Origin of the sequence: Infirmifilum sp. NZ, assembly GCF_022693705.1 — an archaeon.
Classification (GTDB): Archaea; Thermoproteota; Thermoprotei; order Thermofilales; family Thermofilaceae; genus Thermofilum.
On sequence record NZ_CP094288.1, the window covers coordinates 1091384 to 1110190 of the forward strand.

Consider the following 18807-nt stretch of genomic DNA (forward strand, 5'->3'; position numbering starts at 1 on the left):
GCGCCTGGCTCATCCGCCCCCCTCACTTTTCTGAGAGCCCTCTAGCGGGGTCATGACTCCCCTTTTGGGGCTTTTTAGAAAGAGCTTCGCCGCGTTAGCACAGGCGCCCCAGTCTCTGCTGTGAGCTATGTTGCAGCTGGGGAAGCGGTGGTAGCGTTTCCCCAGCTCTACCCCCCATGCTCCGCAAACAGGGCACTGCTTCCCAGAGACATTGTCGCTCGGCTGGAACTGCCTCGCTCCATCATAGAGTGCTAGGTTCTCATGTCTCTCCGCGACCTTCAATAGGGTTCGCTGTAGCTTTGCTCCCCTCAGGCTCCCTCCCCGGAGCACAACTGCTACAATGACGGGGGTGTAGCCCCGGTCCCTCAGCTTCCTGACCAGATTCCGTAGCTCTCTGAACACGCCCTTAATCCAGTCGTCGCTCACCCTTTGAACCTTCCTCGACGCCCGCCTCGCAACCCTCTCGGCGCGCTCCGGCATCAGGCTCATCTTCGCTCTCAACCTCTAGCGATCCTCAGAACCTCCTTCACTGCGTAGTCCTCTCTCCGCAGCTCTTCGATAACTCTCTCTTCCTTGAACCTCTGGAAGGCCTTATTCCGGTTGCCCAGCCCGGAGTAGCTGGTCATAATAGCCGCAAGGAGTCTCAGCAGAGTCGTATTTGGAGGCTTAACCACGCGGTGCGCCAGTAGCCTCAACCCTCCCTTGCAGTGAGTTGCAACGTGAGCCTAATGTCGTCGAATCGCTCCAAGTCCTCAAGCACGGGCCCTGGCAGACAGACGGAACGTAGAGCTCGTCCCTCGAGGCGTTAAGCACCTCAAGGGCATTGATTGCGCCGTGCAATATCTCGCCGTTGCCGACCAATGCTTCTTTTCACGAAGTCTGCGAGACGCCGCCTCTCCGGCCCCGAGGCAGTTTGCCTGGTGTTCTTCGTGGCGAAGGACTTGCTGAGCGGCTTGGGCTGCCTTAGGCGCCACAGATTTCTAGCGAGGCTAACCAGCTTGAGCCACCTCGACACGCTCTTCCAGACCCCTCTGCTCACTCGACCATCATGGCTAAATGTGAGAGGGGGTTGTAATCGTTCGCACAAGCTGTGACTAATAGAAACATAGCCCAAAGGCTTTGCTCGAACACCCTCCCGCAATCCCCTCTCCAAGCCCTCATGATACAGGGAGTGCGCGGGCCGAACGCGGGAGGAGACAAGGGAAAAACTGAAAAAGCACCATTGCTGGCCTTAAAATGTACGGAAAAAAGAGCTCTAAGAGAGCTTATCGGAAATTTCCCTGAACCTCTGGGAGAGCTTTCGAAGCTCGCCATCAATTCTCTCGATTCTCTCTTGATACTCTTTCTTCTCGAGTCTCCCAACTCTATAATCCCTTTCAGTCCTCTCGAGTTCACTGAGTTTCTCTCGAATGAGAGCACTAACTGACTGAAGTTCAGCGGCTATCCTCCGCCCCTCATCACCAAGCTGACCTAAAATTTTTGCCACCTCGGTTTCGAGCGAGCTGTCCTTCTTCTCATATTCTCGAATCGCAGACGTAATCCTGGCTGTTCCGGCCCGCCTCTCCCTTAAGCCACGCAGGTGCTCTATTGTCGAAAGCAGCAGCTCTTCCCGACGCGAGAGGTTCCTTTGTAGCTTCTCAAGGAGTTCGCGGGGGAGAGCCGTCTGCTCGAGGACTTTTTTCTTAGCTTTCTCAACGGGTCTGTGTTGCAACCGGGCAAGCGCGTAGATGCCACCTCCAACCGCGGCAATCAGGATAACGAACAGAAGAGACGTGTATCCTGAAGACTGTTGCTGGAGTGAAATACCGGTTACTGGAATGCTGGGATATGTGTCCGGTAAGAAGAGAGGGCCGATGGGTTTAAGTGAATAGCAGTGCATCGCGTTCTCAATGCTTTCCTCTGCTACAAACTCCGCCGGTAGTTTTAAAGTTCCCCTGATGCATACCTTAACGCGGTAATTCGTGACCGTTGCCCCCCATCCAAGGAATGCATTTATGCTTGAAGACTGGTTCACGTGATACCTTAAGGTCAAGGTCGTTCGTTGCCCCCTCATCTGCACAGATGACATTAGGTTCAGCACTACGAGCGTGGAGTCAGAGTAATTGTACGTTCTCCAGTAAGTGGCAGGGTAGGGACCGAGTACTCCGGATGCGCCGTCAAACGCGTAGCCTTTCGGGAGGTTCAGTGAAAGCGTTGATATTGGGTAGTTTGAGAGTGCCACTATCTCTATGGAGTCGAGGAATACGAATCTCCCAGGCTCTATGAGGATAGTCCTGTTGAGCTCCGCTATTTGCCCCACAGGAATCTGATAAATAGGAGCCTCGCCTTTGACGATGTCCAGTGAGCCCGGAGAGGCCGTGAGATTGTAGTTGATCTGAGAGCCCGTCACTTTTCCCAGCGTGGAGTTAAGGGTGACTCCCGATGCAAACGATGCTACTCCTGTCACATTCGTTACGTATCCTAGAGGGCTGAGCGGGACGGGCAAGCTAACCTCTATTTTTTGATCCGTAGTGTTGATGGCGTTGAACACAAAAGTGAAGTTGACTCTGCTGACAGGAGTCTGGAACTTGAACGAGACTGTGTTCCCGTCCTTAACGCCTATTACTGGAGACTGCGAGGGGGGCCGTGCAAGTCCTAAAACCAGTTTATCCGTAAAGCCTGACAGGTTGAAGGAGATATACGTAACGGGGTTTTGGAGCTCTAAGCTATAGAATACCAGGCCATACCCGTACTCTAGTCTGGCAGTGACGGTGGCTTTCGCCGGAGGCATCGCCTGCGAAGTCGCGTACTGGGATATCGCAAGTACCGTGAGAACCAGCAGGGTGATACATCTGGCACTCAGGGTCACTTTACTCAAGCCAACCCCCTGCACCCTACTTATACAGGAAATTTATTAGTTTCGCAAAAATGCATCCTGGCATTCTTTCATCCCCTAAACCTTCTCGACGTTACGACCGTACCCTCTAATGATGTTCAAGCGGACAGCTCCTGGAGCAGGTGTTGTTTTTATTACGCCTTTTGTAACGCTTACAAGAAGTGTGTCGACATGAAGGTATTCATAGAGACTTACGGATGCTGGCTCAACAAAGGAGAGAGCGAGATAATGAGGACGTTGCTGTCGCGTGCCGGCCACGTCTTCGTGGAGTCACCCGAGGTGGCAGACGTAGTTGTGGTAAATACGTGTGCCGTTAGGGGTGATACTGAGGTTAAAATATTCAGGAGGCTAAGGGAGCTGGAGGAGTTGAGGAAGAAGCTGGGCTTTAAGCTGGTCGTTGCAGGCTGCCTTGTGAACGTTCGACCAAAGTCCATATTATCGATCGCGCCCGAAGCAAGCCTCATAGAACCGGATTCTCTTGAAAAGATAGTCGAGGTTGTTCAAAACAGCGGGCAAGTTCTTGAGCTTAGAACTTACCCCCGTGCAAGAACCACACTGCCTGAGCACCGGGGAGGAGTAACCTATGTTCTACCGGTCCAGTCGGGTTGCTTGGGGTCCTGCGCGTTCTGCATAGAATGGGTGACGAGAGGATTTGGCGTGAAAAGCTACACTGTGGAAGCTATCATCGAGGCCGTTAAAGATGCAGTGAGAAAGGGGGCCAAGGAAGTTTACCTGGTGGGGCAGGACCTAGCGGCGTATGGCTACGACCTGGGCACGAACCTTGCAGGTCTAGTGAGGAGAATACTTGAGGAGGTTGACGGTGAGTACAGGATCAGAATAGGAATGATGGAGCCCATGTTACTTTCCAAGCAGCTCGACGCCCTTGTAGACTTGATGCACGACGGCAGGGTCTACAGGTACTTCCACATACCAGTACAGGCAGGAGACGATCGCGTTTTAAGGTTGATGAACCGCAAGTACACCGTCCGCGAGTACAAATCGCTGATCCAGAGAATACGCTCCGCCGGGTTTACCTCTAGCGTAGCGACGGACATCATAGTTGGCTTTCCGGGCGAAGACGAAGAGGCCTTTAAAAACACATTAAGACTAATAGAGGACGTTAAATTCGATAAAGTCCACGTGGCCAGGTACACCTTAAGGCCATTCACAAAGGGATACGTTATGAGGGGCCTTCCAGAGCCTGTGAAAAAGGAGAGAAGCAGGATCGCCTCTGAGGTATCACTGCGAGTAGCTTACGAGGTGAATAAAGGGTACGTGGGACGCCTCTCCGACGTCTTGGTAAACTCGGTATCAGCAAAGGGGGATTTTGTTGGTAGAACCATCGAGTACAAGCCCGTGATCCTCAGGGGCTATGATCTCAAGCTGGGTGAGACGGTTAAGGTGAAGATAAGGGAGGCCACCCCACTAGCTCTCGTAGGAGATGTCGTAGATTAAACCTCAAGTAACTTGATTTCGAGGGGATTGGAAAGGAGAGATGGCTAAGCCCAGCTCAGTAAGTACTTCCTTTGCTCCTCAGTGAGCCTCTCGATCTTCACACCCAAGGACTTAAGTTTCAATGAGGCTATCTTGCGGTCAATACTCTTTGGAAGCTTGTATACCTTCTTGTCCAGCCTGGCGCCTCTCTCAACCAGTAGTTTAACTGCTAGCGCCTGGTTCCCGAACGAGAGATCCATCACCTCGCTGGGGTGACCCTCGGCGGCAGCCAGGTTCACGAGCCTGCCCTCGGCTATAAGGTAAAGCCTTCTGCCGTCTGGTAGAGTGTACTCTTCAACGTGCTCGTTTATCCTCCTCTTCCCCGTCGCGATCTTCTCGAGATCGCGCACAGAGATCTCAACGTTGAAGTGTCCGGCGTTAGCGAGAAGAGCTCCATCCTTCATGCGCAAAAAGTGCTCAGCTCGTACGACGTCGGTATTACCGGTTGCGGTGATGAACAGGTCTCCCATAGCCGCTGCTGTGGCCATATCCGCAACGTTGAAGCCTTCGTAGTACGCTTCAAGCGCTTTTATGGGATCCACCTCAACTACCGTCACCCTCGCTCCCATGCCCCGCGCTCTCCACGCAATGCCTCTTCCAACCCACCCGTACCCCACAACGACTACGTTCTTACCAGCCAGCAGGATATTTGTGGCTCTGAGTATTCCGTCGATCGACGACTGCCCGGTTCCAAACCTGTTGTCAAACATGAACTTAGTGAGTGAATCATTCACGGCGATGACGGGGTAGAGGAGTGTCCCCTCCTTCTCCAAAGCCCTTAGCCTTATAACACCTGTGGTCGTCTCCTCAGTGCCTCCCCGTACTCTTCTGGCAAGACCCGGATTTAAGATGCTAGACCCTATCTCGTAGTCCAGCCCACCCTTCTCACCGAGAGCGATCTTATGTAGCATTACAGTTAAGTCTCCTCCATCATCCATAGTGATGTCGGGCTCGATGGATGCCGCGGACGCGATAGCCTCAAAGTACTCTCTCTCACTCATGCCGCGCCAAGCGTAAACATGAATGCCTTCTTGAACAAGGTAGGCAGCCACGTGATCCTGCGTGGATAGAGGGTTTGAAGCCGAAAGAGCAACCTCAGCCCCAGCGTCTCGGAGGGTCAGCATGAGGACGGCTGTCTCTTTTGTAACGTGCATACAGGCGGCGACTCTGACCCCTTTCAAGGGGCTTTCACGCGAAAACCTCTCTCTTATGAGCCTTAGGACTGGCATCTGCCGCTCAGCCCACTCGACGGCGAGCCTGCCTTTATCAGCCAAGGATAAGTCACGAACCCTATACTCGGGCACCAAATATCACCCTCCCGGCAAGAAGGGATTCTGCTAAAAAAACTTAGTGTGAGTGAGTTAAAGGAGTGCCTCGTCGAGGTATCTGGCGCACTGACAACGTCTCTCAGCGGGTATTCTAGGTATGAGATCCACCAGTAGTCTCCTAACCTTCTCAGTGTTCTCGGCCATAACGCGGGCCACCTCGTGAGCGGTGACGGGTTTTTCAGCCCATACATCGTAATCTGTGACCATAGCGATGTTGAGGAAGCACATTCGGGCTTCGCGAGCTAGGTTAACTTCAGGAACCAGTGTCATCCCGATAATGTCCGCGCCGAAGCTTCTCCATAGCCTGGACTCAGCCCGGGTGCTAAACCTAGGTCCCTCGATGCACACGTAGGTTCCTTTATCGTGGACTCTTATACCCAGCCTTCGAGCGGACTCCATGCATAACGAGCGGAGCTCTGGGCAGAATGGATCAGCCATGGATACGTGGGCCACCACGGGCCCATTGTAGAAGGTGAGTTCGCGCCCCTTCGTCATATCAATAAATTGGTCTGTACACACGAAGTCTCCAGGTTTGTAGTCCTCACGTAAGCTTCCAACCGCTGAGACAGAGATTAGCCTCTCTACACCGAGCTCTTTGAGGGCCCAGATATTGGCGCGGTAGTTGATCATGTGAGGCGGGATGCTGTGCCTTTTCCCGTGGCGGGGGAGAAAAGCAACCTTTACTCCCTTAATCTCACCAATCATGATCTCCGAAGAGGGGGCTCCGTAGGGAGTGTGCATCTTGTACTCCTGGACGTTCTCGAGGAAGTCTGGAGAGTAAAGGCCAGATCCTCCGATTATACCTATTTTTACTCGAGGAGGGGCTTGTGACACAAGAAGTCAATTCTCAAGGCCGTATAAAACTTTTGGCAGTTTTTACAGACGTATGTTAATTTTATCATCTGAAGAGGCTGTAATTCCCAGTATCTCTTTAACGTACTCAGAAAACTCCTTCCTGAAGCCGCAAACAGGGATGACCACTTGGGACTCGCTCGCGGTCACGTACTCTACGAGCTGCCGGAAGTCCCCGTGGCTACTCAGCGGAACCCCCGTCTTAACCGCCCAACCAGTGAGCGATAGTGTGAAAACTTTCTTCGGGAACTTTCGTGAAAGTCGCGCTACAAGGGGGAATCCCTGCTTAGGTGTGTTGCTGATAGCGTAGCGCCCGAGTATCTCACCGAACTCCTCGTATACTTCATTGTACTTCGCGATCTCTGACTCCACGATGACAGGTATATGGGTGGACATGCTCAATAAAGCAGTTACCTCTTGGGCTACGCCAAGCCTCCTAGCCTTTAACACTACCTCGTCTCCCTCCCTCTCCTTTAAAATCGAGATGATCTTAGCGTAGATCTCTTTTCTTTCTGGAAAAACGTAATCAGGGCTACCATACGTCGCGTCGATCAGCACAACGTCTCCCTTTAGGGGCTTAGCCGGCTGGAGGACGACGCGTCTCTCGAGGTTAAAATCCCCCGTGTACACTACCGTCAGATCACCGATCACTACGCGGAATTGGAGGCTTCCGATAATATGTCCTGAATGAAAAGCCTCGATGCCTAAACCTTCAACTTCCAGCGTTTCGCCCGGGTTGACCTCTATAATGTTTTTCAGCCTGCGAGCAGGGTCTATGATCCTTCTGGTTGCCGGGCTCATCAGTATATGAGTTTTCTGGGAGAGCTTTCGTAAAACGCTCGGCGAGTAATGATCCTGGTGCGCGTGCGAGACGAGGGTTACGGCCGGCTTGCCCGTTGGAAGCATGAGGGGGTCAAAAGCGATACTTAGTGAGTTATAGCCGAGAAAAACCCCTTTACTAACGATTACTTCTAGAGTTTTCATCGAATAACCTTTATCCTGTCTGCCTCCACGATCAGCCTGCCGCTTCGAGCAAGTCTCTCGAGTGCGAGTCTGTAGTACCGTTCCCCGACATCTATCCCGTACCAATCCTTGAAAGCCTCTACGAGCTCGTTGTATGTCCACTCGGTTTTTCCAGATTTAGCACTTTCGGAGATTATTTTCTCGAAGAAGTTAGTGGTGTCCTCCGCGCGCGTCCAGGGATACTGGTACCATACCCACTCTTTAACCTCGTCGACGTAGTAGTCCGGCTTGATTTTAGCCACGCTGCTAATCCACTGCATTACGGCCACTCTCAGCTCCGCGGGCGAGTACTTTCTCTCTATATACTCGCGAGCCACGATGATAGAGTCCCCAGTATCGCATATGTCGTCTACTAGCAAAACCCTCTTACCCTTTAAATCGGCCTCAAACCCGTACTTCACATGGGCTACAGCGGTGATCTCTGCGGCCCTGCCCCAGTGAAGAACCTGGACACTGACCAGATCGTTTACGTCAAGGAAGTCACAGAGAAGGCGCGCGGGCACATAGCCCCCTCGCGCTATCGAAACGACAACGTCCGGCTTCCAACCGCTCCTCTCTATCATGCGCGCGAGTTCATAAGTCCAGTTCAGGATCTCATCCCAGCTAACCAGCTTCGTGTTAACTCGGGGCACAATAACCTCTACATGCCGACGTTACTTAAAACTTTGTCTCGAGGGGATGTTACCGCGTTTGATAGTGAATCCTGCTTTAGCATTCATGTCATACTCGGTCGAGAGCACTTCAGGGGCCCTGAGTTGGCTGGGCATTGGGCGCCTAAAGCTTAGTTCATTGCATAGGAATGCGGTGTAGCACCCCAAATTATAATTACGATCTTCTGTGTTCACTATTTCCGTGGAGCCCACGCCCGAGCACAACCAATGTGCGAAAACCAAAGCCGTGTTACTGGGGAACAGAGTAGTTGTATTCGATCGCGAAGCTGCGAACTCTCTCTACTTTAAGGGAGGTTTTTACGGCCGCTTCTTCACCGTGCCAAAGCCTAAAACACCAGATGTTAAGAAGGAGCTTGAGCTCTCTCTTTTCGACGCGGTTTACCTGGCAGAGCAAGGTTGTCTGGACATTTATAGTGCGAGTGGAGAGGCGCTTCGCGTAGATGAGCTGAAGCGTCTCGCGATGGATGCCTACGAGAATTTTGAAGATGCTTATGCCGTGTACAGGGATTTAAGGAGTAGAGGGTATGTGGTGAAATCAGGCATGAAATTCGGATCCACGTTTGCGGTATACAAGCTAGGACCTGGTATTGACCACGCACCTTTCCTTGTGCACGTCCTCGATTACCATAGTAAGCTGGATCCCTTGGAAATTATCCGCGCAGGTAGGCTCTCGCACTCTGTGAAGAAGAAGTTTATACTCGCCTATAGGGATCCAGTTGACGGGACGATAAGGTACTTTGTGTTCAAGTGGCTTATGTAGATCCACCTGAAGCAAAAGCGCAACTAGAGGACTTCACTGCTCGATGGGCTTCAGGAGGTAGCAGATTGTAGGCGAGCTTAACCCGTTTAACCTAAATTTAATAATCAAGGCACTCACCTTCATGAACGTGGTTGTTCAGCTGGGTGTTGTTGGAAAACCCAATACAGGAAAATCGACATTTTTCGCCGCAGCTACCCTTATTGACGTTAAGAGAGCGCCATATCCCTTCACCACGATAAATCCCAACATCGGTATTGGATACGTTAAGGTAAAGTGCGTCTGCAAGGAGCTCGGCGTCAAGGATAATCCTCGCAACTCGATTTGCATCGACGGATGGCGTTTTGCTCCAGTGGAGCTCATCGACGTCGCTGGGCTGGTCCCGGGTGCATGGGAAGGCAGGGGTCTGGGAAACATGTTTTTAGACCATTTAAGGCGCGCTCCAGTCCTTCTCCACGTGATCGATGCCGCCGGTGCAACGGACGAGGAAGGGCGCCCAGTCAAACCTGGTACTCACGACCCGCTGGAGGATGTTGTATTTCTCGAGAGAGAAATCACGATGTGGATGTTCCAGATCGTGTACAAGGATTGGGAAAGGATATCGAAGCTCATAGACCTGCATAAGCGGTACGATGAGCTGTACTCAAGGTTTAGCGGGCTTGGCATAGAGCCTGATGTTGTGCGGAGCGCGGTGGATGAACTCGGGCTTCAGGGCAAGAAGGCTTCGTCTTGGACTAGAGAGGATATCCTGCGTCTTACAGAGTTCGTTCGAGAGAAGGCAAAGCCCATCGTTTTGGTTGCGAACAAGGCGGATCTCGACCCAGCTGAAGATAATATAAAGAGGATGCGCGAGGGGCTAGGCTCAAGGTACAAAATCATCCCCGCAAGCGCTGAAGCGGAGCTAGCTTTAAAGAAGGCGGCGAAAGCGGGGCTTATAGAGTACATTCCGGGGGAGGGGGATTTCAAGGTGGTCGGTGAACTCAGGCCTGAGCAGGAGAAAGCTCTTGAGTACATCAGGGAGAAAGTGCTGAAGCGCTGGGGTAGCACAGGCGTTCAGGAAGCGCTGGACACAGCTGTCTTCGATGTTCTAGGAATGATCGCCGTCTTTCCCGTTGAGAATGAGAAAAAGTTCTCAGATCATCAGGGCAACGTGTTGCCGGACGTTTTTATAGTGCCTGGAAAGACCACTGCAAGAGAACTTGCATATATTATACACACGGAGCTCGGCGAAAGGTTTGTCTCAGCTGTGGATGCTAGAAGCGGGAGACGCGTAGGCTCGGATGAAAAACTTTCACACCGGATGGTAATTAAGATAATCGCTAGAGCTTAGGTGGTAACGTATTGTTGCTGGAGCTAAAAAACGTCTACTACAGGTACCCGGACAGTGACGGTTGGATTTTAAGGAACATAAATCTCGAGGCCAACGCAGGAGAATTCATTCTGCTGCTCGGTCCGAGCGGGTGTGGGAAAAGCACTCTCGCAAGGATACTCAACGGCTTAATTCCCAACTTCTATGGGGGAGAGCTTGTTGGTCACGTCAGCATCAAGGGTTTGGACCCACGTAAAACACCGACATACGAGCTAGCCAAGCATGTGGGATTTGTTTTTCAAAACCCTGAGAACCAGCTTTTCTTCACGTCGGTGGAGCGGGAGATAGCTTTTGGCTTGGAAAACGCAGGTCTTCCTCCAGAGGAGATACGCAGAAGAGTGGAAAATGTCCTTAGGGAGTATGGACTCTGGGAGCTCAGGAACAGGTCTCCCTTTGAGCTGAGCGGGGGTCAACAGCAACGAGTCGCTCTTGCCTCGGTTATGGTGCTAGAGCCAGAGATTCTGGTTCTCGATGAACCAACGGCGAATCTAGACCCCCTAACGGCACTGAAGGTCTTAGGTTTGGTGAAAAAGAAGGTTCAATCTTCCCGCATTCTCGCGCTAGTCATTGAGCACAGGCTGGAAGTAGCTCTGCCTTTTGCCGACCGTGTTGTCGTAATGAATGAAGGAGAGGTAGTGTTCACAGGTAGACCGCTCGAAGGAGTAAAGAAATACGGGTACATTACAGGTAAGCCCTTTATCGTCAAATTTATCGAGAAGCTGGAGGAGTACGGGTTGCAAATAAACCCCAAGCTTTTAACACCTGAGCACGTGGCCGCTGAGGCTCGTAAAAAGTTGCAGGGTGAGGCTCGTGGAGCCGGTAATTAAGGTTGAAGATGTTTACTATAAGTACCCTGATGGCGCGGAGGCCTTGAAAGGCGTCAACCTATCTATTGCCAGCGGAGAATTCGTCGCGATAATGGGTGAAAACGGCGCAGGTAAGACAACGCTTGTCAAGCATTTTAACGGTGTCCTGAAGCCCACAGGGGGAAGGGTTCTCGTAAAGGGAATGGACACCCGTTTTCACTCGGTTGCAGAGCTCTCAAGGATCGTGGGCCTTGTCTTTCAGAACCCAGATCACCAGCTGTTTGGGGAAACTGTTTTTGACGAGGTGGCTTTTGCTCTGAAAAACTTCAACTTTCCGAGAGATGTTATAGAGCGCAGAGCAGAGTGGGCTTTAAAGGTGATGGAGCTATACCGGTACAAGGACAGGTCCCCCTACAGCTTAAGCGTTGGGGAGCGTAAACGACTGGCCATAGCCGCTGTTTTGGCTTATGACCCCGAAATACTCGTCCTAGATGAGCCAACAGCTGGTCAGGACTACGTGCAAAAAGAGAAGATATCGGAAATGCTAAATCTACTTAGAACTACGGGGAAAACTGTCGTTATCGTTACACATGACGTTGAGTTCGTAGTGGAACACGTAAACAGGATAGTCGTGATGTCTGATGGAAAAATCTTAGCCTCCGCGTCACCCCGGGAGATACTATCCAATTATATGCTCCTAAGACGGTCCCACCTTCTACCCCCACAATCGGTGCGGCTTGCAAAAGCGCTACTCGGTGAGAACTACCTGAAGTTCGACTTTCACAGGCTGGATAACCTTATCAGGGCTATAGTCGAGGAGGAAGAGCCGTGGAGGCACTAAGGGCCTTCCGATCCATCAAGAAGGACTCCGCTCTTGATAGGTTGGATCCTCGCACGAGGCTGGTATTTTCTTTTACGGTCGCGGCATTGTCTCTGATAACGCTGAGCGTGCAGCGGCAACTAATCCTATTTGGAACAGTCGTGCTGGCCGCTCTCTTAGCGAAAAGGCTCAAGCTCATGCTCGAGGGTGTGAAGGGGATTCTACCGCTAGCCGGTGCAATATTTTTCTTAAACTGGCTTACAGCCATGCACGAGGGGATCCTACAGCCTCTAGCTATGACCTTGCGCTTTCTCGTCCTGACAGCTGCCTTCTCTGTATTCTTCCTGACCACTCCTCCTGATGAGTTAGCGCTAGCTCTTGAGGAGATGCACCTCCCCCGGGACTACTCGCTACTAATAACAATGTCGTTCCGATTCGTTCCCACTCTTGCTCAGGACGTGCAGATCGTAATAGACGCTCTTAGAAGTCGGGGTCTAGAGCTCGAAAAAGGTGGTTTTACCACGCGTATAAGGAATTACGTTTACTTAATGGTGCCGCTAGTTGTATTCGAGGTAAGACGCAGCCTCATGATAGCCGAGGCTTTAGAGGCTAGGGGTTTCGGAGCTCGGACAAAGCCAACTAGGATGGTGAAGCTAAAGCTCACAAGGAATGATGTGCTCGCACTCTTTTTAATTGCTTCATTCGCGGTGCTTTTTCTCGTAATGTCTTAGGTGGAGCCGATATGAAGGTCTTAGCCTTCGGAGATGTCCACGCACCGGAGTATCTGCCGCTCCTCCTCTCGTCGCTAAAACGCCTGAGCGCAACCGAGGTCTCAGCCGTCCTGATAGCTGGCGACGTAGTCAAGAAGGGAAACTACAGGATGTGCGCGCCGGTGCAGGACTCCGTGCGGAGGGCTTTGCCGAATGCCCCAATAGTGGCTGTTTTCGGCAACGAGGACTACCCCGACGTACGGGAAAAGATGAGGGAGGAGTGCCAAGAGGTTATCTGGCTGGATGACGACTACGTAAGGCTTCCGCTGGAAAAAGAGCTAGTCGTTGTGGGTACAACCGGTGCGCTTGATAAACCTACGAGGTGGCAACTGGAGCATGTGCCGAACGTCCATGAGCTTTACGCTAGTAGGCTGAAAAAGATCGCGGAGCTCATCTCACAGCATGCTGGAAAAGAGCTGACAGTACTGTTAACACACTACCCACCGAGGTGCCGCACTCTGGTAGGTGAAAAGGAAAAGTTCTGGGAGGAGATGTCTAGCAAGAAGCTCTCAGAAGTCGTGAGGAAACACCCTGTCGACGCCGTTGTGCACGGACACCTTCACGAGAGCAAAATCCACTCTGACTTCATTGGACAGACGCCAGTTTATAACGTCGCTCTCCCGGCGATAAAACAAGTGAGGATAATCGAGGTGAGACCCATAGGTTTAGTGGGTTTTATGTGACAGTTCTACCTTTACGTGAGCGCTACTCCTTTTCTGCCCCACGGTCCCTTAAACTCGTCGTCACCTTTATCGGCCTCGGGGTCGCCCCATGGGGCTAAGCATCACTCATTACAGGCCTGCCCCACGAGGGGCATCCGGGGAGTAGTAGCCGGCGGCCGCCACGCCTCAGCGGCCAACCGCGGGCCGGGCCCAGTGTTGCTAGGCACTTAGTTTTTCCCTCAATCTTAAGCAGGAGAACCTAGTTCAGCAATCGAAGGTTAATTCACCGCTCGATCGCGAGCTGTTTCATCATCGCCTAATCCACGACACTCTTCCAAAAAAGTTTTCTGGCCATGACAACAGAAATAAAGACTGAGTGTCTGTTGTTTAGAATCGTGAGTGTTCGTTTCTCCGCTTGGAGCCTAAAGGGGTTGACCGGTGACGATCTTAGAGTGCTAACGTCAATCGAGAGAGGTATGATAAATCATGAGTACGTGGATGTTGAACTTATAGCTTCTATTTCGGGCCTTGCGAAAGATTACGTGGAGGTGGTTCTTAAAAAGCTGAACAAACTAGGCCTCGTCCAGAGATATAGGGGTAGCTTCACGGGCTATATCTTAACTAGCCGCGGCTACGACTGCTTAGCCTTTAATGCTCTCGTTAAGAGAGGAACCATAGTGGCTATCTCGGAGACTCCAGTTGGAGAGGGTAAGGAATCGGAAGTATACCTCGGTAAAACCTCGGGTGAGAGGATCGTTGCAGTCAAAGTTCACCGGGCTGGTAGAACTAGCTTTAGAGGCGCAAAGAGGGTGAGGGGATATGTCGCAGATAAGAGGCACTTTTCATGGCTATATCTCTCAAGGCTGGCTGCACGTAACGAGTATGAGGCTCTCAAAATACTATGGAGGGAGCGTGTTGCTGTGCCTGAACCGGTTGACTGGAACCGGCACGTAGTTGTCACAGAGTACGTAGAAGGGGTAGAGCTCTCAGAAGTCCCTCCATTGAGTGAGCCTATATTGACTCTGGAAAAGATTCTTGCTGAGGTTGAGAAAGCTTACAAAGCCGGTGTGGTTCACGGAGATTTAAACGAGTACAATGTGATAGTGACTAAGGACGAAGATATTAAGTTGCTCGACTGGCCTCAGTGGGTCTCGTCGGCACATCCCAATGCAGCATTCTACCTTAAAAGGGACATCGAGAACATAGTCAACTTCTTCACGAGAAAGTATGGACTACGGTTGAACAAGGAGCTTTATCTAAGTAACATCTTCACCCGCTTAGGGCTAGTTGCGTAATGCGCTCTTTGTAACAACAGAGGTCGCGAAAACGCTCTGGTAGTTGGTCCTGCCGTAATGATTAATATCGCGAAGTTTAGTAGTAAGGAGCGGGGGTGTCGATACTTCGCAGGGTAGTGGGTCTTGACATAGTACCTGGCTCCTCGCCCCAGGCCGGTGAGCCATTATTCGCCCTCGCCTTAGTAGAGGAGGGACGAGTTACGCTGAGGATGGAACGGGTACCTCTAAGCGAAGTGTTGGCCCTGGTGGGGGAGAGAGGAGTCGAGGCGATTGCGGTAGATAACATTTACGAGCTAGCTGGGGACTTTCGAGGAATTGCTGAAGTCTTGAGAAGAGTTCCCGGGAAAACTCCGAGGCTAGTAGAGGTCACGAGGCTCGGAGACGAGGTTGTGAGCGTTGAGGCTCTTTGCGTGTTGACAGGATTATGTAGAGGAAAGTTGAGTCCGGTGGAAACAGCAGAGCTTCTAGCGTTTCTCGCAAGCAGGGGGATAGGCTCAGAGGTCCTGGTTTTCGAGGAGGAGACACGAATACGCGTTGGACGTGGAAGGGTTCCCGGGCAGGGGGGGATGAGCAGGGAGCGGTATAAGCGTAACATCGAGCAGCTTGTCAAAAGGAAGGTTGCGGAGATACGCGAGAAGCTGGACAAGGCAGGGATAGACTACGATCTCTTCGTGAGAAAAGGAGGCTGGGGAGTGGTTGGGGCAACTTTCGTGGTTTACGCTCCCCGCGAGAGGCTCAACGGCCTCGTGAAGCCAGAGTCTGGTCACGACATTTTTGTTGAGATATCGCCGGTAAGGCGTGAGAGTATCGAGTACAGACCACTAGGAGCTACGCCGAAACGCAGCGCTAGGAGCGAGCGTTACACGATTGTGGGGGTAGATCCAGGAATGACGACAGGTGTGGCCATCCTCGATTTTAGCGGAAGTATCGTGAGCGTGTTCTCAAGGAGGTTGCTTAGCAGGGGTCAGCTAGTAAAGCTACTTTTAGATTTCGGGCATCCCGCAGTAATAGCCAGTGATGTGTCCCCTGCACCCGCTTACGTTAAGAAACTTGCATCTCAGCTCGGTGCTCTTCTGTTTACACCGCAGCGTAGCTTGAGCGTCGATGAGAAAAGAAGGCTCACGTCTGGCTATCCACAAGTTGAGAATTCACACCAGAGGGATGCTCTTGCCGCCGCGCTCAAAGCCTTCAACGAGTATCGCGAGAAGTTCGACGCCGTTGAACAGGAGGCCAGCAAATATGGCCTCTCTATTCCGCTAGATAAGGCTAAGCTTCAAGTCGTTAAAGGCCTCCCCGTCTCTCTTGCCGTTAAGGAAGCGGCGAAGGAGTACCTCCAGCTATCAACCAAGGAGGAGCTAGCGCTCCAGGACATAGCCCAGGGAGGAGCCGAGGAGCAGCTAAGGTTTTACCGAAAGCTAGCTGAAAGGTTGCTTCAGGAGAATAAAGCTCTTACCCTTGAACTGAGGGAGGCTACGAAGAGGGTAAGCGAGCTAGAGTTGACCCTTAAAAAGCTGCTTTCCGTCCGTAAAACCCTCGGCGCAGATGCAGAGAAGGTGAAGCTTGACTCTAGGGTAGAACAGTTACAGAGGGAAGCCTCGCACCTGAAGGCGAAGCTTCAACAGTTAGAAGATAGGGTGTCCGAGTTGGAGCGGATCCTTCTTGGTATGGCTTTCAGCAAGTATAGGCTTGCCATAAAGCTTTCGTGGCTTGTGGAAAAAACCAGAGAAAACGAAGGAACTCTACAGGAGCTCTCGGACAATATAGTATTTATCGATAAGAGCTACCCCCTAGAACTTGTACAAGACCTTGTTTTTAAAACCTTAAAGGCTAAGGATTTTCAAAGCTCGGTGATTGTTGTTACGAGAAGCTCGAAAGAAGCGGAGACTTTAAGGAGAGCGATACCCCCTGAGGCTCAGGTAATATCTCTCGAGGATATCGCGCAGTATTTTGACATAGGCCCGATAGTTGCCTTTGAAAGCAAAGAGCTCGCTAACGCGTTGGCGCGTCAAACTCAGGGGGATATCTCTAAAATAAAAGGCATACTCGAGGAGTATAGGCGAGAAAGGCTGAGGCTGCTCAAGGATTTAAAAGAGAGTAACCTCTCCGCGTAGAACCTTCTCCCAGAGTCTATTGATTCCGTCGAGGTGGTGGGCCAATATTTCCTCTGCTTGGTGCTTTACACGTGAAATAGCCGCCTCATCAGCATTAATCGCAATGTATGCCAGGAGGGGCTCGTTTATTGGTTTTCCAATTTGGCTAATTAGTTTTATGTAAACTTCTCTTATGTGGTCAAGCTGTGCTATCTCCTGAGATGCGTTAAACGCTACGATGTTATACAATTTCCCAATGTGACTTATGGGGTTCTTACCGGCGGTTGCCTCTAAAGACATAGGTCTGAAGGGTGTTATAAGCCCATTCGCCCTGTTTCCCCTGCCTGTTGCTCCATCGTCTCCATGCTCAGCCGATGTGCCAGTAACGACAAGGTACAGCCCCCCTCTGTCACCTTTACTGGGGTCATCTCCTGTATTCACGTAAACTTCGACTTTGCGCTTAGTTATCTCTGAAGCTTTCTCTAAGACAAGTTTCCGGATTTCCTTTTTCACGTCTAGATACTCCTCTGTTGATCTCACGTGTCTCGAGACTATTGCAGCTGCTATAGTTAAGTGAATGGTATCGCCTTTCCTCACCCCCATAACTTTTATGTCTTCGCCAACCGCTGGTACCTCTTTCTTCACTCTCGGAGAGTTTAGCAGTCGTTCTGTCTCGAAAACCAGTCTCTCTGTCTCTGATAGTGGTGCGTACCCGATCCCCATAGACGTGTCGTTAGCACCCGGGTAAGACTGCGCGCGTTGGTATATGTCGACCAGGTCTACGGATCCTTTCCCAATCCTATAATCAACTATCACGTGATGATCAGGGTCAAGATACCGAATGTTTGTTTTAATCCACTCGCGTGTTGCCTTCAGCACAAGGGGTCCAACGGGCACGGGAACACGCGTACCATCGGCCTCAACAACCTCTGTTGTGGCTCTGCCAGAGACCAGGATGTAGATCGGCTGTAGCACTTCCCCTCCTCCAAATCTAGGTGAAGATTGTCCTCCTACGACCAGTACTTTATCTAAGTTGTGGTGCAGGATGCGGCCAAACTTCTCCAGATAGTATTTTGATAGCTCGCGGCTTGCTGCCTCAGATATGGAGTCTGCGATGTAGTCAGGGTGTCCGGTACCTTTTCTCTCTACGATTTCAACGGGTAAGAGGTCCGGTGGAATGTACGCCGATTTCTCAACTACTATATTCTTCTGCGCCATCGGGTGCTCTAGGGAATTGTATTGCTTTTATGATTTTCCTATAATTACTGACAGTAATTTATCTCACTCTTCCTCTTCTTCCGTCGTGCTCTGATTTGGAGGTGCTTCGGGCTGTTTCGGCTGGTCAGGCTCAAAGAAAGTGACTTTGTCGGGCTCTGTTGACACGAACAGCAGGTTGCTGCCTCTGATAAACACATCTCCTAGAATTGCTACCACCTTGCTGGTCTCCGTGACTTCTTTGGTCTCGGATAATACGATGTTCATTGAGGGATCGATGACTTTCAGCTTTCCCATGTACTCGGAGCCGTCTTTCAGCTTTATGAGCACGCTTTTACCGCTGTAGCTTCTCAAGTAGTCGATGGGATGCACCGCTCTATACTGGGCTTTCGAGGTCTGCGTCACGTTCTAGCCCATACAGCGTCACTATAAATATTCTTTGTGTTGCTCCGAAACCAGTTTAGTCAGAGACTTCAGATGAAAGGGAATCAGAGAGGGCGCTCGCTGATTGTAGTAAGTTGTTCGAGCAGCGGTTACCGACTTCTGCAGGTGACACCGGGGGTATAACAGGCGTGCTCTAGCTCTCTTACGACTAATGGTGATCAAGGCTGTGGAAAGCTTGGTCCTGCGAGTGGACAAACCGACAAGCCTGGTATTGGTTGTCAATGCGGCTTTAAGGATCCGGCTCTACGAGCTGATTTGTGTAGGCTAAATTATATAGATTGGGCTTGCAGGGCATATGACGTGTCTTTGAAGAACAGTGATGTAAAGCAGGATACG

General features: G+C 51.3%; 19 protein-coding genes. 9 read left to right on the forward strand and 10 right to left on the reverse strand.

Going from position 1 to position 18807, the window contains the following annotated elements; all coding sequences use genetic code 11:
• Positions 1–9 precede the first annotated feature (9 nt).
• The 4 genes from MOV14_RS06000 to MOV14_RS06015 all read right to left on the reverse strand — a co-directional run bounded on the left by MOV14_RS06000 (position 10) and on the right by MOV14_RS06015 (position 2857).
• Positions 10–489, reverse strand: coding sequence for a transposase (locus tag MOV14_RS06000; RefSeq protein WP_318536428.1), 480 nt, complete (start codon positions 487–489; stop codon positions 10–12).
• Between the two features lie 8 nt (positions 490–497).
• Positions 498–695, reverse strand: a complete 198-nt coding sequence (locus MOV14_RS06005; RefSeq protein WP_318536429.1) for a hypothetical protein — start codon at positions 693–695, stop codon at positions 498–500.
• A gap of 119 nt (positions 696–814) precedes the next feature.
• Positions 815–1039 carry a hypothetical protein gene (locus MOV14_RS06010; protein WP_318536430.1) on the reverse strand — a complete coding sequence of 75 codons (225 nt, stop codon included), beginning with the start codon at positions 1037–1039 and terminating at the stop codon, positions 815–817.
• Positions 1040–1255: 216 nt separating this feature from the next.
• Positions 1256–2857 (reverse strand): hypothetical protein, encoded by a 1602-nt coding sequence (locus MOV14_RS06015; protein ID WP_318536431.1) that lies wholly within the window; start codon positions 2855–2857, stop codon positions 1256–1258.
• Between the two features lie 189 nt (positions 2858–3046).
• Between MOV14_RS06015 and MOV14_RS06020 the strand changes: the two genes are divergently transcribed.
• Positions 3047–4330, forward strand: coding sequence for a tRNA (N(6)-L-threonylcarbamoyladenosine(37)-C(2))-methylthiotransferase (locus MOV14_RS06020; protein ID WP_318536432.1), 1284 nt, complete (start codon positions 3047–3049; stop codon positions 4328–4330).
• A 44-nt stretch (positions 4331–4374) separates the two neighbouring features.
• Here MOV14_RS06020 and ahcY read toward each other — a convergent pair whose 3' ends face one another.
• From ahcY to MOV14_RS06040, 4 genes are read right to left on the reverse strand one after another with little or no spacing between them, the layout of a single operon-like run.
• The gene (gene ahcY, locus MOV14_RS06025) at positions 4375–5673 is read right to left on the reverse strand and encodes an adenosylhomocysteinase (protein ID WP_318536433.1); all 1299 of its coding nucleotides are present in this window, start codon (positions 5671–5673) and stop codon (positions 4375–4377) included.
• A gap of 57 nt (positions 5674–5730) precedes the next feature.
• Positions 5731–6531, reverse strand: coding sequence for an S-methyl-5'-thioadenosine phosphorylase (locus MOV14_RS06030; RefSeq protein ID WP_318536434.1), 801 nt, complete (start codon positions 6529–6531; stop codon positions 5731–5733).
• Between the two features lie 42 nt (positions 6532–6573).
• Positions 6574–7533 (reverse strand): MBL fold metallo-hydrolase, encoded by a 960-nt coding sequence (locus tag MOV14_RS06035; RefSeq protein ID WP_318536435.1) that lies wholly within the window; start codon positions 7531–7533, stop codon positions 6574–6576.
• A complete protein-coding gene (locus MOV14_RS06040) occupies positions 7530–8204 on the reverse strand; it encodes a phosphoribosyltransferase (RefSeq protein WP_318536436.1) in 675 nt (224 codons plus the stop codon). Before MOV14_RS06040 ends, MOV14_RS06035 begins: the two co-directional genes overlap by 4 nt.
• A gap of 220 nt (positions 8205–8424) precedes the next feature.
• Between MOV14_RS06040 and endA the strand changes: the two genes are divergently transcribed.
• From endA to MOV14_RS06080, 8 genes are all read left to right on the forward strand, one after another.
• The gene (endA, locus tag MOV14_RS06045) at positions 8425–9003 is read left to right on the forward strand and encodes a tRNA-intron lyase (protein ID WP_318536437.1); all 579 of its coding nucleotides are present in this window, start codon (positions 8425–8427) and stop codon (positions 9001–9003) included.
• Positions 9004–9124: 121 nt separating this feature from the next.
• On the forward strand, positions 9125–10330 hold the full coding sequence (locus MOV14_RS06050) for a redox-regulated ATPase YchF (protein ID WP_442786679.1): 1206 nt from the start codon (positions 9125–9127) through the stop codon (positions 10328–10330).
• An 11-nt stretch (positions 10331–10341) separates the two neighbouring features.
• Complete coding sequence (locus MOV14_RS06055; protein ID WP_318536439.1) at positions 10342–11196, forward strand: energy-coupling factor ABC transporter ATP-binding protein; 855 nt, start codon at positions 10342–10344, stop codon at positions 11194–11196.
• Complete coding sequence (locus MOV14_RS06060; RefSeq protein ID WP_318536440.1) at positions 11180–12016, forward strand: energy-coupling factor ABC transporter ATP-binding protein; 837 nt, start codon at positions 11180–11182, stop codon at positions 12014–12016. Before MOV14_RS06055 ends, MOV14_RS06060 begins: the two co-directional genes overlap by 17 nt.
• Positions 12004–12726 carry an energy-coupling factor transporter transmembrane component T family protein gene (locus tag MOV14_RS06065; protein WP_318536441.1) on the forward strand — a complete coding sequence of 241 codons (723 nt, stop codon included), beginning with the start codon at positions 12004–12006 and terminating at the stop codon, positions 12724–12726. Before MOV14_RS06060 ends, MOV14_RS06065 begins: the two co-directional genes overlap by 13 nt.
• A gap of 11 nt (positions 12727–12737) precedes the next feature.
• Complete coding sequence (locus MOV14_RS06070; protein WP_318536442.1) at positions 12738–13448, forward strand: metallophosphoesterase family protein; 711 nt, start codon at positions 12738–12740, stop codon at positions 13446–13448.
• Between the two features lie 374 nt (positions 13449–13822).
• Positions 13823–14722, forward strand: a complete 900-nt coding sequence (locus MOV14_RS06075) for a lipopolysaccharide core heptose(II) kinase RfaY (protein ID WP_318536443.1) — start codon at positions 13823–13825, stop codon at positions 14720–14722.
• A gap of 95 nt (positions 14723–14817) precedes the next feature.
• On the forward strand, positions 14818–16833 hold the full coding sequence (locus MOV14_RS06080) for a DUF460 domain-containing protein (protein WP_318536444.1): 2016 nt from the start codon (positions 14818–14820) through the stop codon (positions 16831–16833).
• Here the strand turns inward: MOV14_RS06080 and MOV14_RS06085 are convergent.
• On the reverse strand, positions 16807–18030 hold the full coding sequence (locus tag MOV14_RS06085) for a methionine adenosyltransferase (protein WP_318536445.1): 1224 nt from the start codon (positions 18028–18030) through the stop codon (positions 16807–16809). The genes MOV14_RS06080 and MOV14_RS06085 overlap by 27 nt on opposite strands.
• Positions 18031–18093: 63 nt before the next feature.
• The gene (locus MOV14_RS06090) at positions 18094–18432 is read right to left on the reverse strand and encodes a U6 snRNA-associated Sm-like protein LSm6 (protein WP_318536446.1); all 339 of its coding nucleotides are present in this window, start codon (positions 18430–18432) and stop codon (positions 18094–18096) included.
• Positions 18433–18807: the final 375 nt, after the last annotated feature.